Annotated in this window: 18 protein-coding genes and 1 other RNA gene; 4 read left to right on the forward strand and 15 right to left on the reverse strand. The window is 51.5% G+C overall.

What is annotated here, in order from left to right; genetic code table 11:
• Window positions 1–193: 193 nt before the first annotated feature.
• The 7 genes from KVH01_RS25490 to KVH01_RS25520 form a co-directional block, all read right to left on the reverse strand.
• Window positions 194–664 carry a very short patch repair endonuclease gene (locus KVH01_RS25490; RefSeq protein ID WP_217883336.1) on the reverse strand — a complete coding sequence of 157 codons (471 nt, stop codon included), beginning with the start codon at window positions 662–664 and terminating at the stop codon, window positions 194–196.
• 11 nt (window positions 665–675) lie between these two features.
• Window positions 676–2331, reverse strand: coding sequence for a DUF2357 domain-containing protein (locus tag KVH01_RS25495; protein WP_217883337.1), 1656 nt, complete (start codon window positions 2329–2331; stop codon window positions 676–678).
• A gap of 2 nt (window positions 2332–2333) precedes the next feature.
• Window positions 2334–4013: an McrB family protein gene (locus KVH01_RS25500; protein WP_217883338.1), complete on the reverse strand. Its 1680-nt coding sequence runs from the start codon at window positions 4011–4013 to the stop codon at window positions 2334–2336.
• On the reverse strand, window positions 3979–5478 hold the full coding sequence (locus KVH01_RS25505) for a DNA cytosine methyltransferase (protein ID WP_217883339.1): 1500 nt from the start codon (window positions 5476–5478) through the stop codon (window positions 3979–3981). Before KVH01_RS25505 ends, KVH01_RS25500 begins: the two co-directional genes overlap by 35 nt.
• Window positions 5471–5689: a ribbon-helix-helix domain-containing protein gene (locus tag KVH01_RS25510; RefSeq protein ID WP_225924358.1), complete on the reverse strand. Its 219-nt coding sequence runs from the start codon at window positions 5687–5689 to the stop codon at window positions 5471–5473. The genes KVH01_RS25505 and KVH01_RS25510 overlap by 8 nt, the downstream gene beginning before the upstream one ends.
• A gap of 1166 nt (window positions 5690–6855) precedes the next feature.
• Window positions 6856–7638 carry a hypothetical protein gene (locus KVH01_RS25515; RefSeq protein ID WP_217883340.1) on the reverse strand — a complete coding sequence of 261 codons (783 nt, stop codon included), beginning with the start codon at window positions 7636–7638 and terminating at the stop codon, window positions 6856–6858.
• 551 nt (window positions 7639–8189) lie between these two features.
• Entirely contained in the window at window positions 8190–8825 is a 636-nt protein-coding gene (locus KVH01_RS25520) for a hypothetical protein (protein ID WP_217883341.1), read from the reverse strand.
• 171 nt (window positions 8826–8996) lie between these two features.
• On the opposite strand from KVH01_RS25520, the gene KVH01_RS25525 reads away from it, so the two are divergent.
• On the forward strand, window positions 8997–9314 hold the full coding sequence (locus tag KVH01_RS25525; RefSeq protein ID WP_217883342.1) for a helix-turn-helix domain-containing protein: 318 nt from the start codon (window positions 8997–8999) through the stop codon (window positions 9312–9314).
• 250 nt (window positions 9315–9564) lie between these two features.
• Here the strand turns inward: KVH01_RS25525 and KVH01_RS25530 are convergent, their stop codons facing one another.
• Both KVH01_RS25530 and KVH01_RS30100 read right to left on the reverse strand, forming a co-directional pair.
• Complete coding sequence (locus KVH01_RS25530; RefSeq protein WP_217883343.1) at window positions 9565–10533, reverse strand: DUF932 domain-containing protein; 969 nt, start codon at window positions 10531–10533, stop codon at window positions 9565–9567.
• 89 nt (window positions 10534–10622) lie between these two features.
• Window positions 10623–10895 (reverse strand): hypothetical protein, encoded by a 273-nt coding sequence (locus tag KVH01_RS30100; protein WP_225924366.1) that lies wholly within the window; start codon window positions 10893–10895, stop codon window positions 10623–10625.
• Between the two features lie 726 nt (window positions 10896–11621).
• On the opposite strand from KVH01_RS30100, the gene KVH01_RS25535 reads away from it, so the two are divergent.
• Complete coding sequence (locus KVH01_RS25535; RefSeq protein ID WP_217883344.1) at window positions 11622–11987, forward strand: hypothetical protein; 366 nt, start codon at window positions 11622–11624, stop codon at window positions 11985–11987.
• A gap of 318 nt (window positions 11988–12305) precedes the next feature.
• Here the strand turns inward: KVH01_RS25535 and KVH01_RS25540 are convergent, their stop codons facing one another.
• From KVH01_RS25540 to KVH01_RS30500, 3 genes are all read right to left on the reverse strand, one after another.
• Window positions 12306–13529 carry a hypothetical protein gene (locus tag KVH01_RS25540; RefSeq protein WP_217883345.1) on the reverse strand — a complete coding sequence of 408 codons (1224 nt, stop codon included), beginning with the start codon at window positions 13527–13529 and terminating at the stop codon, window positions 12306–12308.
• 527 nt (window positions 13530–14056) lie between these two features.
• Window positions 14057–14995, reverse strand: a complete 939-nt coding sequence (locus KVH01_RS25545) for a hypothetical protein (protein WP_217883346.1) — start codon at window positions 14993–14995, stop codon at window positions 14057–14059.
• A gap of 387 nt (window positions 14996–15382) precedes the next feature.
• Complete coding sequence (locus tag KVH01_RS30500) at window positions 15383–16261, reverse strand: DUF2971 domain-containing protein (RefSeq protein ID WP_217883347.1); 879 nt, start codon at window positions 16259–16261, stop codon at window positions 15383–15385.
• Between the two features lie 516 nt (window positions 16262–16777).
• Between KVH01_RS30500 and KVH01_RS25555 the strand changes: the two genes are divergently transcribed.
• Window positions 16778–18340 carry an AAA family ATPase gene (locus KVH01_RS25555; RefSeq protein WP_217883348.1) on the forward strand — a complete coding sequence of 521 codons (1563 nt, stop codon included), beginning with the start codon at window positions 16778–16780 and terminating at the stop codon, window positions 18338–18340.
• Between the two features lie 3 nt (window positions 18341–18343).
• On the forward strand, window positions 18344–19195 hold the full coding sequence (locus KVH01_RS25560; RefSeq protein WP_217883349.1) for an HNH endonuclease: 852 nt from the start codon (window positions 18344–18346) through the stop codon (window positions 19193–19195).
• Between the two features lie 143 nt (window positions 19196–19338).
• On the opposite strand, the gene KVH01_RS25565 is transcribed toward KVH01_RS25560, so the two are convergent.
• The 3 genes from KVH01_RS25565 to KVH01_RS25575 form a co-directional block, all read right to left on the reverse strand.
• Window positions 19339–20595 (reverse strand): integrase domain-containing protein, encoded by a 1257-nt coding sequence (locus KVH01_RS25565; RefSeq protein WP_217883350.1) that lies wholly within the window; start codon window positions 20593–20595, stop codon window positions 19339–19341.
• Between the two features lie 183 nt (window positions 20596–20778).
• Window positions 20779–21176, reverse strand: a transfer-messenger RNA (tmRNA) gene (ssrA, locus tag KVH01_RS25570).
• A gap of 94 nt (window positions 21177–21270) precedes the next feature.
• Window positions 21271–21552: a hypothetical protein gene (locus tag KVH01_RS25575; protein ID WP_043048402.1), complete on the reverse strand. Its 282-nt coding sequence runs from the start codon at window positions 21550–21552 to the stop codon at window positions 21271–21273.
• Window positions 21553–21640 lie beyond the last annotated feature (88 nt).

Consider the following 21640-nt stretch of genomic DNA (forward strand, 5'->3'; position numbering starts at 1 on the left):
TTTTTGAACTTGGGCCGACGATTGTTGATCTTTTTACTCAAGACCTAGCGGTCGAAGTGCCCCTTTTTTATTTAGCTGGAAAGGAAAGATTCTTATTTCTAATCCAATATCCTTCCCTAAACCTGCGCGGTCGAACGGTGAAGAAAACGGCTACTGTATGACTATAAATTTGAGAATGGTTGTAATATTTGTTTCAAGTAGATGGTTCGTTTAGTGATGAGACGATCAGTATTGCAGGCTCAGTTTCACGAATGAATTTAGATGCACGATCAAGTAGATCGATCTGAGACATGCGCTGCTGCCCTCGCAGTGCGCATTCCCAGATCACAAGGACGCGCCAGCCTGCGGCCAAAAGTTCGCTTACTGCTTTTTGGTCTCTGGCTTCATTAGTTTCAAGCTTTTGGCGCCAGAAATCCTTTCGTGTTTCTGGCAGTTTTGAGAGTGCGCACTTGTGGAAATGCCAGAAGCAGCCATGGATGAATGCTACGGTGCGATATCGCGGAAAAACAAGGTCGGGGCATCCAGGCAGGGTACTGTCATATAGTCGATATCTAAGCCCTCTCGCGTGCAGTCCACGCCGAATCAGCATTTCTGGCTTAGTATCACGGCTTCGGATGCGACTCATGTTGAGTTGGCGCTGTTTGGCAGTAAGTACGTCAGCCATTCATTCCTCCTCTACGAGGTAGCATCCTCGACTATGGATTTTAGGCAGTCGTTCAGCTCACTCTGGCTCATGCCGGGTCTTAACTTAACCGCGCCGAAGCGAAATTTTTTGCGATATTGCGGATGAAAAAGACGACCTGGTACAGGTGTGGTCCGGAAGTCTTTGTTCAATGTTGGCACATGCGGCGTGAGCAGGTACGCCGCCGTCACGACACCTTTGATCTGCCCGTTTGAGTTTTCTTGGACCAGCGCATCGCGATAGGTATGGATCGAGTTTAGCGCCTCGTTTAATCCGCTGTTTATGCGGTACTTAGCATCCAGGACAATGACGTGCCGCTCCGGACTGCTGTCGAGACCAGTGCCGGCGAGAACAATATCTGGAATCATTGAACGGCTGAAGCTTCCTTCCCCATCGGACTCTATCCAGTATTCTGAATACTTCCGCTGAAAACACAGTTCCTTGCCTGCCCCGATCGGAACGACTACAGCACCGGCGGCTATTGTCACGCTCCCCTCGGCGGTGGTAATAAATAGACTGCTCAGATCCACGCCGGAAGGCCCATACACCTCAACGGCTGCACGCAGAAGTCGTAGGAAGCACCATAGCTCGTAGAGCTCATATGTCCTCGCTAATGGCATCTGCAGAAAGTCGCCGAAGAGCGCAGCAAGCCCAAGATTCATATCCTGCCAAAGCCTGTAAAAGCGTTGGTAGACTGGATCGTTACGAAATAGTGAAGTCATGCGCAGTTGCGCTGGTCCCTCACCAACGTTAGCCATGAAGCCCGAGCCAGAAAGGGCGTTGAGACGGCGGGCGATTTTTCGCGTGCGAAGTGCCCAGTTACTCGCGGTCGTTCTGACATCCGGATCGTAAGATGTATCGGATTTTGCGAGGACTTCGGCAACACTTTCAAGCCATGCTGACCATGACTTGAGGCATGCTTTGATCTGCCTATGCTCCTGTATGTCCAAGCTGTTTCGGCTCTGCCGTAGCGTGATTTGAGCGGGTAAGCGACCTTTTAGGGCTGCAGGTAGACGTGAAGGTCGAACCGTTTCGGTGCGGACTGCACCGGACCGGAACGATTTAATGATTTCAGGCCCCGTCGCGCGAGTTGCTCGGTGCGTTGGCACGGTGACTTCCTCGGAGCGTAGGAAGTGGCGGGGTGAGCGAGCAATTGCGGCAATCGCTTCAGCGATCTCTTCCACTCGCGATCGCAGGAATTCGAGTCGTGCGAGTGGTGGAGGTTTGTTTCCTGGCTGGCGAGCTATGCTTTTGCGGAATGCGCTGAGTGAGAACAGAGCGAAGGTGTCTTCCAGCACTTCGCGCACCATTGTATCAAAGTCGTCCCTTGTGAGTTTACGCAGGTCAGGATCAGTTGTTATTTCAAAGCGGCGCGTGCCTATACCAGGGAGACGGAGCACCGCTTCGACAACACCGGCATGAAAGCCTGGCTCCCAGCGCCAGCGCGCGACGTTCGGCTGACGAGACCGCAACGCTTCAGCCGGTACGTCGTCTATAAGTAGATCAGCGTTCAGAGCGTCGTCGCTGTCCCTCAGTTCAAAAAGATAAGAGGTACCTTCCCGCACCGCTCCCGGAGGAATTAAATCCGGGACCGGCCAAACCTGCCAAGCTGGCCCGGCACCTTGGGCCTGGATATAGAGCTCCGTCACAGTTAGCGCATCGCCTGGAAAGAGCCGAAATCGTCTAGGTCTGTCAATAGTTTTCTAATATAAGACTCCGCTTTGGGCAGGCCTTGACAGGCCTTTTCAAGGCTGGTGAGTAGTGATCGCTGCCGTTCAGCGCCGCGCAACTTGACTAAGACTTTTTGCACCAACAGCTGGTCCGTTACGTCTTTCGAAGGGGTCTTGAGGTGTTCCGCATCGAAGGCGTGATAACGCACGCACTCTTCAATGAGCCGGTAACCGAACCCTAATCCATGTGGCTGCATTAGCTGGTGGATTTCCGTCAGCTTCGCTTCGATTACAACGCGCGCATCTTTGAGGTATGGGTGCTGAACCTCAAGCGATGTAAGGAACCCAGGTACATCTACCATCGACATATCGATTACCGATGCCCGGTCGAGTACCTTATCGCTGACTGGATTGGTCGTTTCATCGACATTAATAGTGCCGATGATGAACAAGTTTGAGGGTAATGGCAGCTCAGCGCGAATACTAGCTCCCGTTGTTCCTTCCAAAGGTATGCCGTTAGAGTGAAGTTGTAGCGCTCCCCTGGTCTCCATGCACGATAGAACGTCGGAAAGGTAGTATTCGACCCGTGCTAAGTTCATTTCATCGAGCACAACAAACACAGGTGATTGACGGTGTGCGGTGGCAACCAATACAGCCTCAAGAAAAGGCGGAACGACGTACCGGTTAGTCAGCACGTCATAATAGCCCGTCAGGCCGGTTGGATCGGTCCACTCGGGGCGTACTGGGCATTCAAAAATCAGCGGATCGGACTCTGTCTCCACTGTTAGTCCATGGACCGCACGGGCGTACTTCAACGCTAGCTGAGTTTTACCTGTACCTGACAGGCCAGATAGGATGACGAAGTGTTTGTGGGTCAGAAAGTTCAGTGCAGCATGGAAGCGACGCACCTCTCCGTTCGGATAGTGACCGCCCTGCGATTTTACTGCTGCTTCAATGTCCGCTACTGGGATGCTCGACGGCATCCGGTACATGGAGGGCTTGAGAGTCGCTGTATCGGCCCAGACCGAAAGCTCGTGAATCTTCTCCTGTCCTGCAAGAGTTCCGAGCCAACCGATGAATTCGCGGGCCAGGAGACTCCTGCGTGCCGATGCTGTTGGTGGGTACAGCGCTACAACGATCTCATCTGGCTCAACTCCGGGCCCGAACGGAGCCAGATCAAATTTCATGCTGTTCCAGAAGCCAGAGTTACGCATCCACAGCCGGCCACCCTCTGCAAGGTAGATTGATACAACATTGTTGTATTCACTGTATTTGAATGGCTTCTCTGGTTTTCCCGGATCATCAATGTCGTCCTCAACCTCCTCATCGATTTTTTCGCTGGAGGTCTTTTTCGCAGCTGCGCCCAGACGTACCATTTCAGCGAGGCGCTTTAGAAAACTCGCTTTATCATTTCTGACCAGCACCGAGAAATAGACTTCGTCCTCTGGTGGGAATTTCATCACGCAAGCGAAGATGAAAGCGTCTGCATCAGTATCTTCACGCACGGCTTTGAGGTTCAGTACCCCGATCTGCACTCCGCCCTCTACGATTTTAGCGCTGTTAGAGACACCGAAAAGTTTGCTCGTGCGAGTAGTTTTGGTGCCCCCAAAATACTTGTGCGCTGCCTCAAGAAACTGTTGCTGCCGCTCTTCTAGGTTCATCCTCGATCTCCCTTTCTTTTTGTGTGAGCGCAGTCATCATCTGTGTAGCGATAGCTTTCGCCAGCAGCGGTGGCACTGCATTGCCAATTTGCTTGAACGCAGGATTCATTGTACCGCTGAATAAAAATCCATCTGGGAACGACTGCAATCGGGCAGCTTCGCGTACAGATATCGTCCGCGACTGCTTGCTGTCATAGTGGATATGGCTGTAGCCGTCCTTGCCAAGGTGCGCCATCAACGTACGGGCGGGCTGGTTGCTCCACATTTTGCGCCACTTATTTGGAAACTTACTAGCGTCGTACGGCGGTACAATCGAATCCCAGAGTGCTTTGTATTTAGCAGAGCCTTTCGTGAGATTTTCACCTTTCGCTTGCGCAGCAACGAGACGCTCCTCGAACATTGCTACTGCGTGCGCGTACGCCTCGGGATACTGGTCGCCCGGGTTCATGCGAGCAAACAGTTCATAGTCTCGTGGCAGGTAACGTATAACGTGATCCTTAGGGCCTTCTTTATTAGCTTCGTGCCCGGGCCAAGTACGCATAAGCGTTGCGAAAGTAGAAGGGGTCTTGCGGTTGTAGCCCGCCGGCGTATCGAAGCGCCGCGCTCCTCGGGCAATTTTCCCTTCGGCCAGGAGCTCCCTAGCATAAATCGCTGGTAGATCACTCAATGCATCCTCGGCAGTTATCGCCGGGGGCAGATCAGGGGTAGCGGCCGGAGGTTCGATATAGGAGTGAGCTTCGTCTAGGAGGCCACGAAGCGACTTCAGCGCCACTGAACGTGACCCCTCATATCCTGGCGGCAGCACCAGCCAGTGGCTTGGTGAGGGAAACGATACCTGCTGTTTTAGCTCCTGGCGATAACCAATCAGGAACATACGTTCACGCATCTGTGGAACGCCATAAAAAGCCGCATTCAGAAGCGTATAGCCGCAGACATAGCCTTTGGCTTCCAGCACTTCACACGTTTCTTCTGCGATGTTCTGCCCGCCATGGTTCAGGATATCAGGTACGTTTTCCATTAGAACGGCAAGGGGTTGAAACGCATCAACAAACTCCAAGTACTTCTTGTAAAGCTGTGCCCTGGGGTCATGGATGAATGCTTCAGGATGAGCTTCTATTTCTCGTAGTTTAGAGCGGCCTACCCGCGCAAATGCTTGGCAGGGAGGCCCGCCAACCACAACGTCAAAAGCATCTGCTACCTCGCCAACGCCAAGGCGAAAGCACAGTTCTGCAGGGGAAGTCTGGGTTATGTCGATAGGCTGACTATGAACATCGGCACCATCATGAAAGTTTAGTCCATGAGATTTGGCTGCATTTGGTTCAAATTCGACAGCGGCACGCATATCGAAGCCAGCGGCCTCGAATCCGAGGGAAATTCCTCCACAACCGGAAAAAAGGTCCAAAACACGCGGCTTTGCTCCGGTTTTTAGGCGCGCTAGCTTGCGGAGAATGACGTCTTCAGTCATTTGATTCAGACCCTCGTGTGGACAGCCGCAGAGGCAACTCCAGCTGACCTTGGTATTCATTTAGAAAGCGTTGGATGGCCATGCGAATGACCCATGCTGATGAGACGTTATTAGCATCTGCCAGCGCCTGGACCTGAAGGTGTGCATCTTCAGGCAGTATGACGGAGGTCCTAACGGTCTTACGGCCTGCGGTAGCGGGGCTACGTGCCATATGCGGTTTTCATCATTTGATTGGTTGGTGTGATTGTGCACCATTATGCATATTCTTACATCATTAAGCATTAAAGACGTTCTGGCTTGGGTGTCCGAGCGCAGGAGCTAATGGCCATAGTTGGCGGGGTGGTTTGCTAGGGGCTAGAAATTTTCCATCAGTACCCCCGCACGAGATTAGGAGCAAGTGCTGCCCATAAATGCCTCTCTTTGTACTGTGTTTTCATACAGTGCCGGAGGGTAGCATCTCCGTGTTCATGAAGGGAGTCTTATCGACAGGAGGGGGCGTAGAGTTTATTGCTGCTCAAAACGTAGTGCGATGGGGGGCTCGCCGCTGTGTCATTGTGACCGATATAGTCGTGGGTGGTGCACTGCCGCAATTGCTAACTGCCTGCGAGGTGGAATCTCGTGCATGAAAATGACCACCTCTACGCATGGTTTGATGACTTCAGGAGTGGCTCCAGCAGCACTGTGTCCTTGTTTAGGAAGGCGATAGCGTTTACCGCTACCACAAAACACTTGCTGTGGCAGAAAAAAGCTGAATGCCGAGATCGAGCATTGCCTGAATGAGACTGAGTAAGAGATGTTTTGAGGGCCGCGGATCTGACTTTCTGTTCTGAGGCCCAAGTTTCTTGGCCCATATCTAGCGGGGTGGGATGATTGGTGGGGCGCGTAGAAGCTCAAGCTCGTTTAACGATTCGTTTCTTAACAGCGTATGCCGCCAGCTGCTCAAGTGCGTATTGGATTGCATAGGGCGCTGGTCTGTAGGTGGCCGATTCTTGGCTACTCAAGTAGTAGCGCAGGACTCGGTCAGTGATGCCGAGTGCGGTCGCAGCTGCTTCTTGGGTGATGCCTGCCGTTTCGAGAAGGCCTCGCAGATAGGTCGGGGTGGGATCATGGCTCGAGGCGTCTGGCATTCGAGGGTACACGTCTCTAGTCCCGTATCCCGGATGGGTGGTAATTATCGGCCCCTAATGAAGGATCGCATTGGTGCCGCTGGTTGTTATGAGCCTAGGGCGTCACGTTTAAGCCCAATGTGGCTGATCTCACGTCAAATGCCCGCTATGCAACTCGGCCGCAGTGTTACTCTTGCTGCAAAAGCTGAGCGTTTAGCCGCGGATTTCTTCCTGCGAAACAGCGGTGCCGATTTCGTGAGTGGTGTTCCGCTTACCGTATTCCTTTTGAGGCTGGGGTAGCCGGGGTAACTGCAAAGTAATACTCGTCATCGGCATGCGGATCAAACTTAGGGCGAGCGATGCGGCCCTGATCCAAGGCGTATTGAAGCACGTCACGCACTTCTATCCAGCCGTCTGGCTTGATCACGTGCAGTGCTTCAATGGCCTTAATGATTTCTCTCCAGCCAGTTTTTTCGGGTTTGATAGTGTTCAGCAAGGTGGTCAGAATCAGCTGCTGGCGATTGTCTTGATTCATCATTTCCTCTTCCGCTGGTGTTACTTCTTTGGTGGCACCATCGGTATCGTAGTTGCGAATAAATTCGTAAGCTTCTTCGCGGCTCAAGCCTCCCTTGATGATCTCAACCCGGTCACGCATTGGCTTTTCAAAGTGAACGATGGTGACATCGTATTTACCATTGCCGACTTGGACAGAAAGCGGTACGCCAGTGCGCTCGCGGGTTTCCCGCACAATGCGAGTATCTGCAAGCTGTTGCAGTTCTGCCTCGGTCACGGCATCCCACTCAGGGCGCTCAAATAGATCTGGATAGACGCGGTGTTTTGTTGCGAAGTAGCGCTTGGATAGCTCGATACAGCTCTCACGGTTGCAGTTAGGAGTTTTGATAACATAAAGAAATGGTGTCTCTAGACTCTTTTCGCGCCAGTTGTTGCACTTGCGAAGGCTGGAAAACTCGACGGTTTGAAACAGCTCGCCGTTATAGAAAACCTCGAAACTCAGAAATGCTTCAGTAGGTTTGGCTTGCTTTTTGATGGTCATGTCGTCCTTCCCCCTCACTATTGGGTCTGCTTCGTTCGGTCTAGCGCCATATTGGGAACATTGTTCCTATATGGCAAGAGCTTTTCACTCCTACAAGATGCCCGTTCACGCGGATTTCGGCCTTGCTATTTGTGAATACAGTTATGAGTGCCGCATACACGTAGGACGCGCTGTGCATGACACTACCCGGGCAGGTGGTGCGGAGGGCATGGTTTTCGCTATCCTCGCTCGGGGCTAATATTTCATGGTGTCGAGCTGAGTCAGCAGGTTGCTCCGTTAAGCGGCGATCCGACGAGGTTTTCAGCTCCGCCCAAGTTGTGCATGCCGTATCGAACCTCATACCCGGTCGGCAACATACACACTATATTCGAGGAATATCAACTTTGTGTCGGATTACGTCATTAACTCTAGGTTGAAGCGCTCAGGCTTTACGCTTAGTGAAATTTCATTAGTGTTATTGTTCTTTGTGCCAGCACGAAAATCCCGAAGGCAAGCTGATGTTTGATTGGGTGCGTATTAGCTTGGTTCGGGATGTATTTTTTGAGAATGAGTTATTTAAAGTATTTATTGTTTAATCCCAAAAGCTTCATGTGTTTATCGAAGCACAGTGGAGTGCTTTGACAGCTGCCCCCAGAGTTTTTTACGTCTTGCTCATTTACCACTGGAAGGTATTTAGGCAACTTTTCATCTTCTATTTCTTTGTTGTCAATTGAGCAATTAAAGCTGGCAGTCGGCATGCAAACTACATCAGGTAGAGTTTTATCTAATCCAGCATCTATAGATTTTTTAACGCTTCTGAAGTGTTTTCCGCCAAATCCCGGCCCTGTTCCACTTTTATACGATACTGGATTACCTTGAGTATCCGTTCCCAAATACCAGCCGAAGGTGTAGTGATAACTTCCTGCTGGCGCATTTCCCGCAAAATTACCCGAATTTGAACAAACTCCCTGATCATCACACATAGCATTTTGCTGGCTGCTGATGCTCTCTACACGCTTCTGACCCTCCTTGTCCGTGTAGATGTTGCTAATTCTGACCGGGGTGTTTGGAACGCGGCAATCCCATTCTTTCAACCCATAGTACTGATCTATCCGAATTAGAGAGCACGCTGCTACATCGTCTTGAGCGTGTACCGCGCTGCCAAGAATCATCAAAAAAGGGAGTAGGACAAGCGTTGAGCGTTTCATGAGGGCCTTCCTTGCAAAGCTAAGAATGAGTGAAGTCTTGATGCACATCCGAGGGGTTTGCCTCGTCTAAGGGACTCGCTGGGGGCGAGGCTCATCCCGATACTACCAAAACGGTAGTATCGAGCGAAAGACAAGCAATCACGATGCCGCTTTGGTAAATGGATTGTGTGCATGTCAGTCTTGGGAAAGCGCATAAAGCAGGCCCGCATGCAGGCTGGCTTATCGCAGGAGCGATTGGGGCTGGATGCTGGCCTGGATGAGATGTCTGCGAGTACTCGCATGAATCGCTATGAGCTGGGAAAGCGGGTTCCAGCTCCTGACTTTGTCGAGCGTTTGAGCAAGGTGCTCAACGTACCGGCAGCATTTTTTTATGCCGTTGAGGATGATGAGGCGGAGTTGCTGGCCAAGTTTCATAAGCTTCATCCACTCAGGCGCGTGGAGCTGATGAGTCGGCTGGATGAGTTGCTTTTTGCTGAGCCCTCAGACTAATTTTTTAGGTGCCCTGTCCCTGCCTTCCTGGTGATGACTTCAAATATCATGCATGAGAACGCCACTGCGATCAGCAAAGGCCAAAATCGCACCAGGATGAACACAAGCAAAACTGCCAAGACGCAGCTGGCCAGTATTCCGAAAAACAGAAAAAGTAAGCCAATAAAGCGAATTACATTCATCGTGATTTCCTTCAGGCATAAAACTGCTTGAGCGGAGAGTGCTCAAGCAGCAGTGGTGGAGAGCAGAGTCAGGCTACCAATCGAAGGGCAGTGTCGAGTGCGCGTTGTTTGATGGCAGCACCCTGGCCAAACCAGGCCGCGTCCATGCGGTACTCATTGCTGCGCGCCCGTCGCTCGTGATCGACATACTCGGTGACTGAGTTGAGCAAACCCCAGGCGGTGCCCTTGGCGGATTCCAGCTCGGCGCCTCGGCCATGTCCTTCATACATGCTCAGTATTTTGTTTAAGGCGCGTTCATTCGAGAGACCGGTGTGCTCAGGCTTATCGGTCTGCACTTCACATAACACACTGCGCAAATACGCCTTGGCCTCATGGTCTTTTACGGGGCGGACGGCGAGTGTGCGCATGCCGTACATGAAGTCGTCCCATTGCGAGACGGTGATGCCCAGTTGTTGTTTGACGGTGCGAGGATCGAAGCGCGTGCTGTGTGGCACCTTGATCGCCTGGCTGGCGCCATTGATGGCAATGGTCAGTGTGTTGTTGCAGACCACGCGAATGGTGGTCGGTGTTGCGGTGGTGGCAAGTGTGCCGTCGCAGGAGGTGGCCAGCAGCAAGTAACCATTCACAACGTCGTTGCCTTTGAGAGCCATCGATTGCCCGGTGCGCGCCAGCGCCCAGAGCTTGCGGCCACCTTTTAGCACGCCAGCGGTTTCCAGCTCATAGCCTGAGCGCTCGGTCAGATCTCGGTAAAATTCCAACACCTCACGGGGCTGGACCACTTGGTAGCGCTGTGACACGACGGACAGTGGGGCTTTGGTGTCAGAGCGAAATAGTACCTTCTGCTCTGGGAAGGAGTGAATGCTGCCCAGATAACCGATAGCGTCCGCTTTGAAATGAACTGGGCTTTCCAGAATCTTCCAGTCCATCCCAGCTTCACGTTGCCAGACTTCCAGCGATTGTTTTTCGGTGAGACGACTGCCCAGGCCATGCCAAGGAGTCGTGCCGATGTAAGCCATGTTTTCGATTTGGTGAGCCATGTTGACGATTCCCTAGGGTGCAAGCCGGCATAAATGCTGCGCATCGCGCAGCACTTTCCGGACGTGATTAATGAGTGAGGTGAAATGGTTTAGGCAGGTAGGTTGAAGCGGTGATCGCAGAGCAAGCAGAGGTTGTGGGCGAGTACGTGACGATCTAGCGAATCACCCAGCTGAGCGCCGAGTGCACAGCCGCCGACACTGCCGGCTAGGCCACCAAGGATTGCGCCTGATACCGAGCCGAGGGTGATGCCGACAGGCCCGGCTGCAGCGCCGATTAGCGCCCCTGCCTGACAGCCAGCAAGTGCGGCGCTGGCGCCACGAGCTGCGCCGCCGAGGGTGCCAATGGCGGCGCCGATTTTCATTGCGTGATGGAAAGAAGCGACTTTGGGGGAATGACAGCAAGGGCATTGCAATGACATGGTTCGAAGCTCCATGGTGGGATGTCAAAGCAGTGATGTGTGATTGAGATTTTTTCGAATCGAATATGCGTCCGGTACGTTAGTAAAAGACTCAGCGTAGCGATGAGTTATCAGCAGAAGTCGGCCCAGGCTATGTAATAACGCAGATGCCCTTTTGAAGTCGAACTTCTACGTCAAATCAGTGCCCTTTCGTTTAGTGAATAGACGTGGGCTTTATGCTGACGGGGAGATATTGCTCTGTTTCGAGCGCTGCATTCGTTTGCAAATTTGTATGCCTGCCTTGGTCATAAGCGGTCGCTGGCGACAGGCAGAAAACGGCCAAAAGCGGACCGCCGGCGCGGTTCTGGTTCAGCCCGATAGTCGAGGCTCACAGCATGCGACTGCATATCTAAAGTCATTCTGGCTTATTGCTTACACCTATATCCCTATAGGCCCCCTCTCGCCGTCCAGTTTACTGGGGGGTATTGAAGACCCTCTAAGCCCAGCGGGAGCATGCTCCCTCGCCACAGGGGAACATTAAAGTCATAAGACTTGTATTGGCCGCTGGGTAATTGGCATAGTGCTACCACTCCCCATCTGACCCGGCGCCAAGGACTAAGTCAGCCAGAAGCTGACGGAAGTTCAGGGCTTTGCCAGGTTGCTTGTTCCAAGGATCTGGACATTTAACCCATGAAAACATACGCAGCGCTGGCCCTTGCGCTCACCACCCTGTGCAGCCCCGTCCACGCGGCGAGCTGGCAGATTTGCCGGCTGGACGTACAGATCGTCAACGTCTTGAAACAACCGTATCCACAGCTGCAGGGGCGGATCCTCAAGGTCGCCCCGACCTCCCCCACCACGCAATGTCCCCAGCAAGGCTCGACGGTCACCTTCACCCCGGAAACCACCGATTACCAGAACACCCTCCCGCGTCGGCAATGGCCTCGAAAAGGCCAGTCGGTGCAGATTGACTACCGGTATCTGGATGGGATTTGCAAGTGCGACGGCCACCCGCATCCGTGTCGCATCGAGCACTACCCACTCATGGGGCGCTAATCGGGCGTCACTCGCTCACGCAACCTTCGCAGCAACCCATCGCATGGATATGCCCAGCACTCCTTCGCGCGGAATGCGTGGCGCTGTAGCATCATGAATTCTGGCAGCAATCCAGCTCTAAGGACGATTGATGGCTATTAACTTTGAACCCAAGATAGGGCAGATCTTAGAGTGTAATTACGGCCACTATCAGTACGATGAAAACGCCATGGCTCTCATTAGAGGGACTCAAGCGTACTAGCTGCCTATCAGCCATTCCAGCTCGGCCTTTCCAATTAGAAAGTCAGTTATCGGCCAAAAGTGGCCAGTCGAATCGATTCAAGCTTCACCCTCAAATATCTCGACTCGTATCAATTTGAACAGCTTACCCACCAGCGTGAAAGTCATCAAATACACTGGAAGCTTTCGACCCAGAGCTGCTGATATTCCAGTTCCATCGATTAACTCTACCGATGCAAGATAGTTGTTCTCGGTCTGACGGTAGTCGACATGAATGTCCGCGCCCCAAAATACAGGAGTTCGAAGAATTGCGCTGATGGTTATTTTATGACCATTTATTTCAACCTCGTTGCCGTCAAGAATAAGGCTGGCTCTAACATCCTTTTGCTCATCAGCCATCAATACGCACACATAGGAAGAATCATCGAAGGCGAACGCTGAGCCATCGCCAAGTTGACTAAATCCATTCCCGATCAGCTCTTTCAGGAGTTGTTTGAAATACGGAACGCTCGAAAATTTAAGGTTATCTGAATGCTCAGAGAGATTAACAATATGCTCGAAGACCCCCTCCAGTTCGCACGTATCTGCCCGAGAGTAGGAAGATTCTACCAATCTATCTGCCAACAAATGCATCAGCGCCGTAACCTTATTACTATCAGTAATTGCATCAAATATACGAACTGCTCCTTCTTTCTGTTTTTCGTCCTTTATCTTGGACGCGTACTCCACTGTTGTTGCAAACGTCCTGAATAAGTCATAGGTTATCGCACTCAAAAAATTTAAATACTGCCAATGAAACGCCTTACTAGGATCCCTGAAATACACATAGTCATCAAGCAGCTTGGCCAAGCTTTTCCTCTCTTTGTCCAACTTGAGCTGTTGTGTGCTGGAAGACGTACTGCGATCACCCTCGGTCCCCCCATCTCCCCCAATGCTTTCAGCGCTATCAGCATAGATGCTTATAACTATATCTGAGACCATTGGATGACTTGAATTGAATTCACTTTTAAGTTTTTCATTGAATGCATTTGACAGTGACTCGATGTTGCTAATGAATTGCTGGCCTGTCAGGTAATTCATTTCAGATAAATGATTTTTGTTATTTTGCTGAATTGAATAATATACGAAAGCGACCGACATAAGCGTAAATAGCGGCGAAAGGATTCCGCTAAGGTATGATCCGAATCCTCCCCAGTCAGCATTACTCTTTGATATTTCAGTAAACCCAAAGCGGTGCCACATATAGTAAACATAAATACCAATCGGAATGACGCATACAATTACAGCAATTGCAACAAGACTCTTGATAGCATTTCTACTCATCGTAAATTAACCTTTTTCTGCTGCCATGCAGATTCAACGCTGGCGCGATGCCGATAGCGAATAGTGGCATGAACACATCAGAAAAACACCTGTTAGCTAAAGCAAGGATGGCGACTATTTCGGGAAAGTCGTGGCTAGTCTATTTCGCATCTGGCGCGCTCAGGCTTCGTTCCCGACGCTCAGTCCTGTGTATGAACGTCCGCTATGGGTCGATTCTGTTGAAAAAGTCGACTTTGAATTCCACGGCAGAAAAGTACGCGTCTGAGATTGAAATCTGAATTTTTGGCAGTAGGTTCAGGACTCGGATTTCACGTAGCAGCGTGCAAAAAAGGTCTTTTCACCCATCAGTATTCGAGCGTTTTGGGCAAGCCGACTTTTTCAACACAATCGGTCGAAAGCGGACTTAGTGCAGTGTCCGCTGTTGGCCGATTGTTGCCCTCGGTGAGAGGCAGGAATCGGCCAAAAGCCTCCGTTCGTGGTCAGGCAGCACTCACCCACGTCGGGATCTACGCCCTATTGCAGTTTACTCAACTTCGTGTGAAGAAAATATTCTGTAAAGCCGTGTTGGATACACTGCATGATTCGATTTCCGATACCTTGATCATATGGGGGTCCGAAAGACTCAATGCTCCGAGAGAAAATATGTAACACGCGAGCATGGAGAAATAGTAACTCTCATATCGTTCCAATGAAGACTTACTCGTTTTAAATGGGCTCAATGCTGATCCATGGGCTCGTTCATTTCGCATGGTGAATAACCATATCGAGAGCAAGAACTCTATCCTGCGGGCATCGGTAGGAACATTGTTGGGGTTTGTGAGGTCAAGAACTGGAGAAATATTACGTCTTTTCTGCGTACCTACTACGCCCGACAGATAAAGCCGCATGAAACTGGAAGCTGATTGAAGTAGCTCGCCAGATGGGATTGGCGTAATTTTTTTCGACTTATCGATACTGAACTTTTTTATAAATTCGTCGTAAAATTGTTTTCCAGTGCAGTCAACCACCCTTCCATAAAACTGCTTGTTTGCATCGTTTTGTGGCACATACGATTCACACATTCGTTTAACAATGTACATTAATGTTGGGGAGGGCAAGTTGCGGCAAAGACTATCCGTAATAACCTTCCACTGCGCAGGGGCCGATTTAATTAACTCTTTACCCAGACCTTGCGCTACGCCTTTTAAACCTTTTTTTGGATAGCGTATCTGGGAGGAGCTATCAATAACCCTGAAACAATGGTCAAACATGTAATCTGGACGACGCGGTAGCGCTTCTAGACCGTCTAGATAGTGGCCAATATAAATACTTTGGTTATTATCCAAAGGTTTGCCTAGCTTCGCAGTTTTGAAAGGGATGCTGTTGTCATTTCGTTCTAAGCACGAATCAAACTTTTCTTCAGCTTTAAACTTTGTGCCTTGAGGCCATTGATGATAAGCATTTAATCGAGCTGCCTTAAAATCCACTATTAACTCCATTTTCTAAAAATAATGTTGAATTGGTGATTTCGTATTCCGATATTGAAAGCCAACAGCTTGCAAGCTCAACGACTAGGGCTGGCTTTGTGGCATCACGTTACGCTGCTCGGCGGCGAACGTCTACGTTCACCCGCAGGAGGTTCGATCTCAAGCGCGTACTTTTCTGTCGTGGATACCATGGCCGACTTTTTTAACAGTATCGGCCATAAGCTTAACAGTTTGCCTAACCCTTATCATAAGGAGGAAACGGTGTTCTATCTTTCATGGGGCTCGTTCAGTCAGCCATTAAGGCCTCCTTGGTGATGTGTTGATTACCGAACCATTTAAGCTAAGGGTTGGTTTCACCAGATTGGAGCGAACGTCTTAAGCGCCTTGTTAGCTGGTATACTCCATGCGACGTATTACTCCGCCAATCATTTCTAGCTGATAGAGCTCACAATGAGCATACCGAGAAGAGACTAGTTTCAATATTTCAGCTTTGATTTCAGGGCTCAGTTTTAAACCAAACGTAATTGATTTTAATTCATTGGGGTAGAATTTAAAATCCGTATAGAGAGTATCTTTGACAGGGTTTATTTTGTGAATGACCCGCCACTCTTTTTCGTATTCCCAGTCTTTTGTTTTTGTATGATATATAGCCAGTCTTGTTTCTTTATTTTGCTTTGGGCTAGGGCCATACAGATAGAAATCAACAGCGCTGCCAATAATTGGAGCTTCATTGGTGTACCTTACTTTTTCGGCTGCACCGAATGGAGTTGAAAGCTCATTAATATGCTGAAATCCTAGCATGCAACCTTTATAACTATCCCCATAGTGCGCCCACATTAAGGTGTTAAATTCGTTTTCAGTTAGGCAGAAGCAGCGAAGGGTTCCATCGTTATTCAGCTCTGTACTTTTTCTAAAGAGCTCTTCTAAGCTTTCTGTACTTTTCGGAACAACTGATTCGAGTTGTTTTAATACTGACTTTTGGGGTGCCCCTTGCTTTTTTAATTGCCGTAGCAACCCAATAATCTCTTGTGTCCACTGGGAATAAAGAGATAGGTCGACATTCATACCTGAATAAGCAATTTCAACGAGTTTTTTTGCGTAAATAGGTCTTGACTCATCGAAGCCTGGAGATAATATTGGCATTCGTTGAAGCTCACTAACATCATTAAATTGGCAAGGACTTTGCCACCTCAAGCGCCCCGTTTTTAATACTATTTCTGTAGTGCTAGCAGTTGTATATTTGTAAAGAATATCTGGAGCTTTCACTTCCTCTCCTGATGACTAACTATAAATAGACGACATAGGTGACGTAATGTTTCCGCCGTTTGTGCCTGATAAAGCCCCCGTCCATACGTAATTCCTAGTTTGACTCGAGTATCGTGCCAGAAACGCGACATGCTGAAACGAGGAAAAAAGCGACATGACATATCAGCACATTACTGGTGGAGCAGCAGCATGTCCATGGTCCGCTTCCGGGCTGCTTTCTGCCTGTCGTGAAGGACTGAAAACCAAACGCGGACACTCCCTGCCCATTTCTTCCATCAGGGAATATGTCTGGTTGTTAGCCAGTCTTGGCAAGGATAAACTTCGGCCAGAGTCTATGGGGGCTCTCAGGACTTTGAGCGGAGCAAGGGAAAGGATGTTAAGCCGAGGATCGGAGTGGCAGAGACGGGAGTCATATGTACACGCGCCGGGCGTGCTCGAAGGCGCACGTAAGGCTCGAGCGATGAGGCCGTCAGCCAATCCGCAAGTGAAGTGCTTAAATCCTGGGGAAATGTTGGCATGAGGTTCGTAGTACAATTTAGGTCTGGCGATTCGCCAACGACCAATCACTACCCGCATGCAGTGCTTGTCCAGGATAATTGGGACGACTATGGCTATAAGACAACGTTCCACGTCACGCTGCATATGTCGGCGGATGAACGCTTTGATCTCGGCAACATTAAGATAATCGAGACCGGTCAAACAAGCGGCTACACCGTGATGCCCAGGCGCCCTTTCAAGGAATTGCCTACTGGTCATGCATCGCTAGGTGCAGACCTCGATTATTACGAGACGATCTTCAAACTCGGACGCGACGTCTTCGAGCCATATTTCAGAGGCCTTCGAGATGTCGCGTTCGACGACGAGATTAAGGCCAGTATCGAAGACAGCGAAGCCTATCGAGTCTCACTGTTGCGTTTTGGCGGTGCCGAACGGACCCTCGGTGACGCCGCACGATTACTGCGTGGGCCTACCTTACCGACGAAACGGAGAAGTGCAGGTTTTAAAGTCAAGTTTAAGACGCGGGTGGCGCGTCGCTCGAACACCTTCACGATCGACTTCGATTTTCGGCGGCGCGGCCGTCTGCCGAACCGTATCAACGCTCTGATTGGCTACAACGGCACGGGCAAGACCCGGCTGCTCTCGAACCTCGCAATTGTGGCGAGCGGATACGGCTACGGCAGCAAAGAAGACGTGCTGGATAATGCGGCTGGACGGTTTCTCGGGAACGCGCCGCCGTTCAAGACCGTGGTCGTAGTGTCCTACAGCGCGTTCGACACCTTCGTCATTCCGGGGCGCACAGAGGTGGAGAAGGAGAGGCTCCAGGAGCGCGGAGAGATTTTTGGGTACGTTTATTGTGGTCTGCGCGAGAGATCGGACGATGGCGCGCCGAACGGTGAACAGGCCTACCGGTTGCGCACGCCAACGGAAATCGAGTCGGAGTTCTTGTCGGCACTAGCGCGCGTCCGTGAAGCTGATCGCTTGGAGAGCCTGCTGGAGGTTCTGAAACCGCTCCTGCGCGATCCATCTTTCCAGCGAATCGGACTGACCCAGATCTACACCAATCGCGATGATGACGAGCTCGGCGAGCTTTTTCGCAGCCTGAGCAGTGGTCACAAGGTGGTCCTTAAAATCGTCACCGAACTCACAGCGCACATCTCGGGTTCGGAGCCAACGCTAGTACTCATCGACGAGCCCGAAACCCACCTCCATCCACCGTTGCTGGCCGCGTTTCTCAAGAGTGTGCGCGCGTGTCTAGAAACCTTCGATGGCTACGCGATCATCGCCACCCACTCGCCGGTGGTCCTGCAGGAAACTCCGGCGAAATATGTCCAGGTGCTGCGCCGAGTCGCCGACCAGACACGAGTAGTGACGCCAAGCGTGGAGACGTTCGCGGAGAGTATTGGCGTAATAACGCAGGAGGTTTTCAATCTTGGCGACGGCTCCACCGATTGGCACGAAACACTGAGCGCGCTGGCGCGTCGAAACACACTTGAGGAGATCGAGGAGGCGTTCGGTCGCAAGCTGGGCTTTGCTGCACGCTCCTATGTCCTGAGCATTCGCGACGAGATGGAGGGGTAGCGGATGCGCTCGATTCCACTGCTCGCCGTCGATGCGACGGACGTATTCGATGAGATTGCCGCGGCCAAGCACCAACCAAGGCGAGGAAGTATGCAGACGGCTCGCGCGGAGGTCCTCACCGCCTATCAGGGTTACGACGATGTGGCGCCGGACGTTGGCGAGCTGGACAAGGCCCCGCTAACCAATCAGCAGAAGGAAGCGATGCGGCACGCGTACAACGTGGAGACCGAGCCGATGACTACACTCCGCGGTGATCTCTTGAACAGGATATTAGTCGCACGGTGCCCGTTCTGCGGGATCAGTGAGTCCTCGACGCTTGATCACTATCTGCCGAAGGAACAATACCCCGAGTACTCGATATTTCCGAGCAATCTCGTTCCGAGCTGCGCAGTCTGCAACACGCGCAAGCGAGACCGCATCCTGGAGGAAGGGACAAAAGTGCGGATGTTCCTGCATCCCTGTTACGACTTAATCCCAAACCTAGAGTTTCTGACGGTGCACACTCGCATGGAAGCGGATGCACTGATCTTATCTTATCGACTGACACAGCCGGCCGGGATGGCGCTCCTCACCTTCCAGCATTTACGGGCGCATTTCAGGGAGCTCAAACTCGCCGATCGTTATAGACGGATGGGCCTCGAGCATTTGGGGGGACTATATCCCGCCCTCCGCCGCGCCTACGGATTGGGTGAAGATGCCGGGCGGGTTGCAGTGAAGCTGATTGAGGGAGCTCAGGACTTTGAAGAAGTGTCAGGTCCAAACTACTGGCTCGCCAAGCTCTATCGAGCACTGGCCAGTAATATCGGTTTCTGCGACGGCGGCTTCGATGTAATTCGAGTCCAAGACCAGCCGTAGTCTCCTCCACGAGCAAGAAGCCTTAGCAGCCGCTTGCCAGCATATTGCATAGGTCCAGTCCGGGCATACTAGCGCTTGATGTCAGCTTTTGGCCGACTGTTGCCTCTGGCCAACGGCAGCTCTATGTCGGAAGTCGCCTGGAATCATCGTATCGAAACGACTTTTTTGTCTCGATTCTCTCTGATAGCAGACAGAGACAGGTTGCCAGTAGCGGCTTCCTGAATGTGCTCACTCCACCAAGCCATCATCGGGCGTCTGCGTTCGATGTACTCTGCTCGGTTGTAGGCGTTGCGTACCTCATCCTTATCGACGTGAGCTAGTGCTACTTCTATTAGCTCAGGCTCCCAGCCATGTTCGTTGAGGATAGTACTAGCCATTGAGCGCATGCCGTGGCTTACCAGTCGGCCTTCGAAGCCCATGCGCTTTAGCGCCATGTTGGCGGTCTGGCTATTGCAATGGGTTCGAGGGTCCCTGTCCGCAGGGAATACGTACTCCCGGTGTCCGCTGTAGGGTTTGATTGCCTCCAGCAATGCCAGTGCTTGATCTGTGAGCGGCACGATATGTATGCGTCGTTTCTTCATCCGCTCGGCAGGGATCGTCCAGATACGCTTCTCGAAGTCGATGTCGGCCCAGCACGTGGTTGCAGCTTCGGCTGGGCGGGTCATGGTGTTGAGCTGCCATTCGATAAGGCAACGCGTAGTTCTTTTTATGCTGGCATTCGCAATTGCCACCATGAGCTCTTTCAGTTCATCGGGAGCAAGCGCCGCCATGTTTTTCTTTTTCGGCTTCTTGAAGACGGAGCGAATCCCGCTGAGTGGGTTTGCGTGTATCAGTCCTGAGTTGACCCCATAAGTCATGATCTCGTTTAGTCGCTGTGACAGCCGTTTAACGGTTTCAAGGCTACCTTTGGTTTCGAGTGGTCGAAGAAGGTTGATGACTTGTGGGGCGCTGATGGCTGAAATCTGTGTGGTGGCTAAATCCGGAAATACATGCAGCGTCAATGAGCGCCAGATGTCCTCGGCATAAGCTGGTGTGACCGCATCCCTTTTCAGTTCAAACCATTCCGTCGCGACATTCTGGAATGTGTGCTCGGTTTCAGCTTGCTTTGCTTGCAGCACTGCATCTCGTTGTTCTTTGGGATCGATGCCTTGGGCAAGTATTTCCCTCGCTGCAATGGAGCCCTTTCGTGCCTGCGCTAGCGAGACTTCAGGGAAGGTACCGAGGCCCATGTTGATCCGCTTCTTCGTCACGGGGTGTCGATAGTTGAAGTTCCATAGCTTGGAGCCATTACTTCTCACTCGCATCTGAAGTCCTCCACCGTCGAACAGGACGTAGTCCTTTTCAGCAGGCTTGGCAGATTTGATTTTGAGCTCAGAGAGGCGAACCGCTTGTGCGCACATTGGCATTCCAGGATGGGGTTGGCATTCCAAAAATTAACACTGTTGGGCTTGGAATGCCATTTGGAATGCCATGAAGCGTGGCTGTTCTCGGACGTCCGTGGACGCTGATGGCGCTGAAATCCCCGTATTTACTGGATTCTAGGCACAAAAAAAGACGTCCGCGGACGTCTTTAGATGTTTAAGTGGTGGAGCCGGGGGGATTTGAACCCCCGTCCGCCAGTACTCCGCTGTCGGTACTACATGCGTAGCCGTTTCTATTAAGTTAACCCTCAGCGACCCGAAGGGCAGGGTGCTTTGGGCGAGTTGTGTAAGTTTTAGCCGCTTCGTCCACAACGTACTGCACGGCGATTCTGTTCTATATGACAATCACTTTGGGTTTACAGACATCCCCTGGTGATTGCTGGACCCGAAGGTACCAGAAGCTCAGGATCTAAGGCTGCTTACGCAGCGATAGAGAATTCCTGGCCGTAGTTTTCGTCATTGGCAACTATAAGAAGTTGCAACAGTGGATTTACGAGTTCTGTTACCAACTCGGCATGCACCTAAAGTTTCGCAACCGGCGTCGAATCCTAAACGGCCCCGTGCTTGTAACTCGTTGTTTCTTAGTGAGTGACAAGCCTGTGCAGTGTACGCCAAAAGGTCAGCGAAGGCCAACCCGAAGGTTGGCCCTATCGCTTACTGGCCGCCTTTGTCGCTGTTTTGCAGGTCCTGCAGGGCCTTGGAGGTGATTTCGATGCACTTCTTCTCATCACCTGCCGCGAGGGCGGCCTTGGCCTGGGAAACGGCGGTGTCTATTTCGCCGCTTTTGCCGCTGGTGTCGGTGGCCAGCAGGGCCTTGCCGTTGTTGATTTTATCCAGATTGATCTGGCACAGGTCTTTGTCACTGCCGGCTGCAAACACAGGGGAGGCCAGCATCGCAGCGGTAATAAACAAGCCAGCAAGAGCGGAACGCTTCATAGGGTATCTCCTTGCGCAAAAGGGCTCGACGCTGCTGGCGTTTAACCGCTGCCAGCGACATCACTGATGAGCCTCGTTCGTCGAGGCC

This window comes from Pseudomonas khavaziana (genome assembly GCF_019145205.1).
GTDB lineage: Bacteria > Pseudomonadota > Gammaproteobacteria > Pseudomonadales > Pseudomonadaceae > Aquipseudomonas > Aquipseudomonas khavaziana.

Bases quoted from the DNA above. Each gene is read 5' to 3' on its own strand.
- KVH01_RS25500 (WP_217883338.1), bottom strand. From the start codon at position 4,013: ATGAACCTAGAAGAGCGGCAGCAACAGTTTCTTGAGGCAGCGCACAAG.
- KVH01_RS25530 (WP_217883343.1), bottom strand. From the start codon at position 10,533: ATGGCTCACCAAATCGAAAACATGGCTTACATCGGCACGACTCCTTGG.
- KVH01_RS25510 (WP_225924358.1), bottom strand. From the start codon at position 5,689: ATGGCACGTAGCCCCGCTACCGCAGGCCGTAAGACCGTTAGGACCTCC.
- KVH01_RS25535 (WP_217883344.1), top strand. From the start codon at position 11,622: ATGAAAACATACGCAGCGCTGGCCCTTGCGCTCACCACCCTGTGCAGC.
- KVH01_RS25540 (WP_217883345.1), bottom strand. From the start codon at position 13,529: ATGAGTAGAAATGCTATCAAGAGTCTTGTTGCAATTGCTGTAATTGTA.
- KVH01_RS25560 (WP_217883349.1), top strand. From the start codon at position 18,344: ATGCGCTCGATTCCACTGCTCGCCGTCGATGCGACGGACGTATTCGAT.
- KVH01_RS25575 (WP_043048402.1), bottom strand. From the start codon at position 21,552: ATGAAGCGTTCCGCTCTTGCTGGCTTGTTTATTACCGCTGCGATGCTG.
- KVH01_RS25505 (WP_217883339.1), bottom strand. From the start codon at position 5,478: ATGACTGAAGACGTCATTCTCCGCAAGCTAGCGCGCCTAAAAACCGGA.
- KVH01_RS25520 (WP_217883341.1), bottom strand. From the start codon at position 8,825: ATGAAACGCTCAACGCTTGTCCTACTCCCTTTTTTGATGATTCTTGGC.
- KVH01_RS25555 (WP_217883348.1), top strand. From the start codon at position 16,778: ATGAGGTTCGTAGTACAATTTAGGTCTGGCGATTCGCCAACGACCAAT.
- KVH01_RS25490 (WP_217883336.1), bottom strand. From the start codon at position 664: ATGGCTGACGTACTTACTGCCAAACAGCGCCAACTCAACATGAGTCGC.
- KVH01_RS25565 (WP_217883350.1), bottom strand. From the start codon at position 20,595: ATGTGCGCACAAGCGGTTCGCCTCTCTGAGCTCAAAATCAAATCTGCC.
- KVH01_RS25515 (WP_217883340.1), bottom strand. From the start codon at position 7,638: ATGACCATCAAAAAGCAAGCCAAACCTACTGAAGCATTTCTGAGTTTC.
- KVH01_RS30100 (WP_225924366.1), bottom strand. From the start codon at position 10,895: ATGAAAATCGGCGCCGCCATTGGCACCCTCGGCGGCGCAGCTCGTGGC.
- KVH01_RS25525 (WP_217883342.1), top strand. From the start codon at position 8,997: ATGTCAGTCTTGGGAAAGCGCATAAAGCAGGCCCGCATGCAGGCTGGC.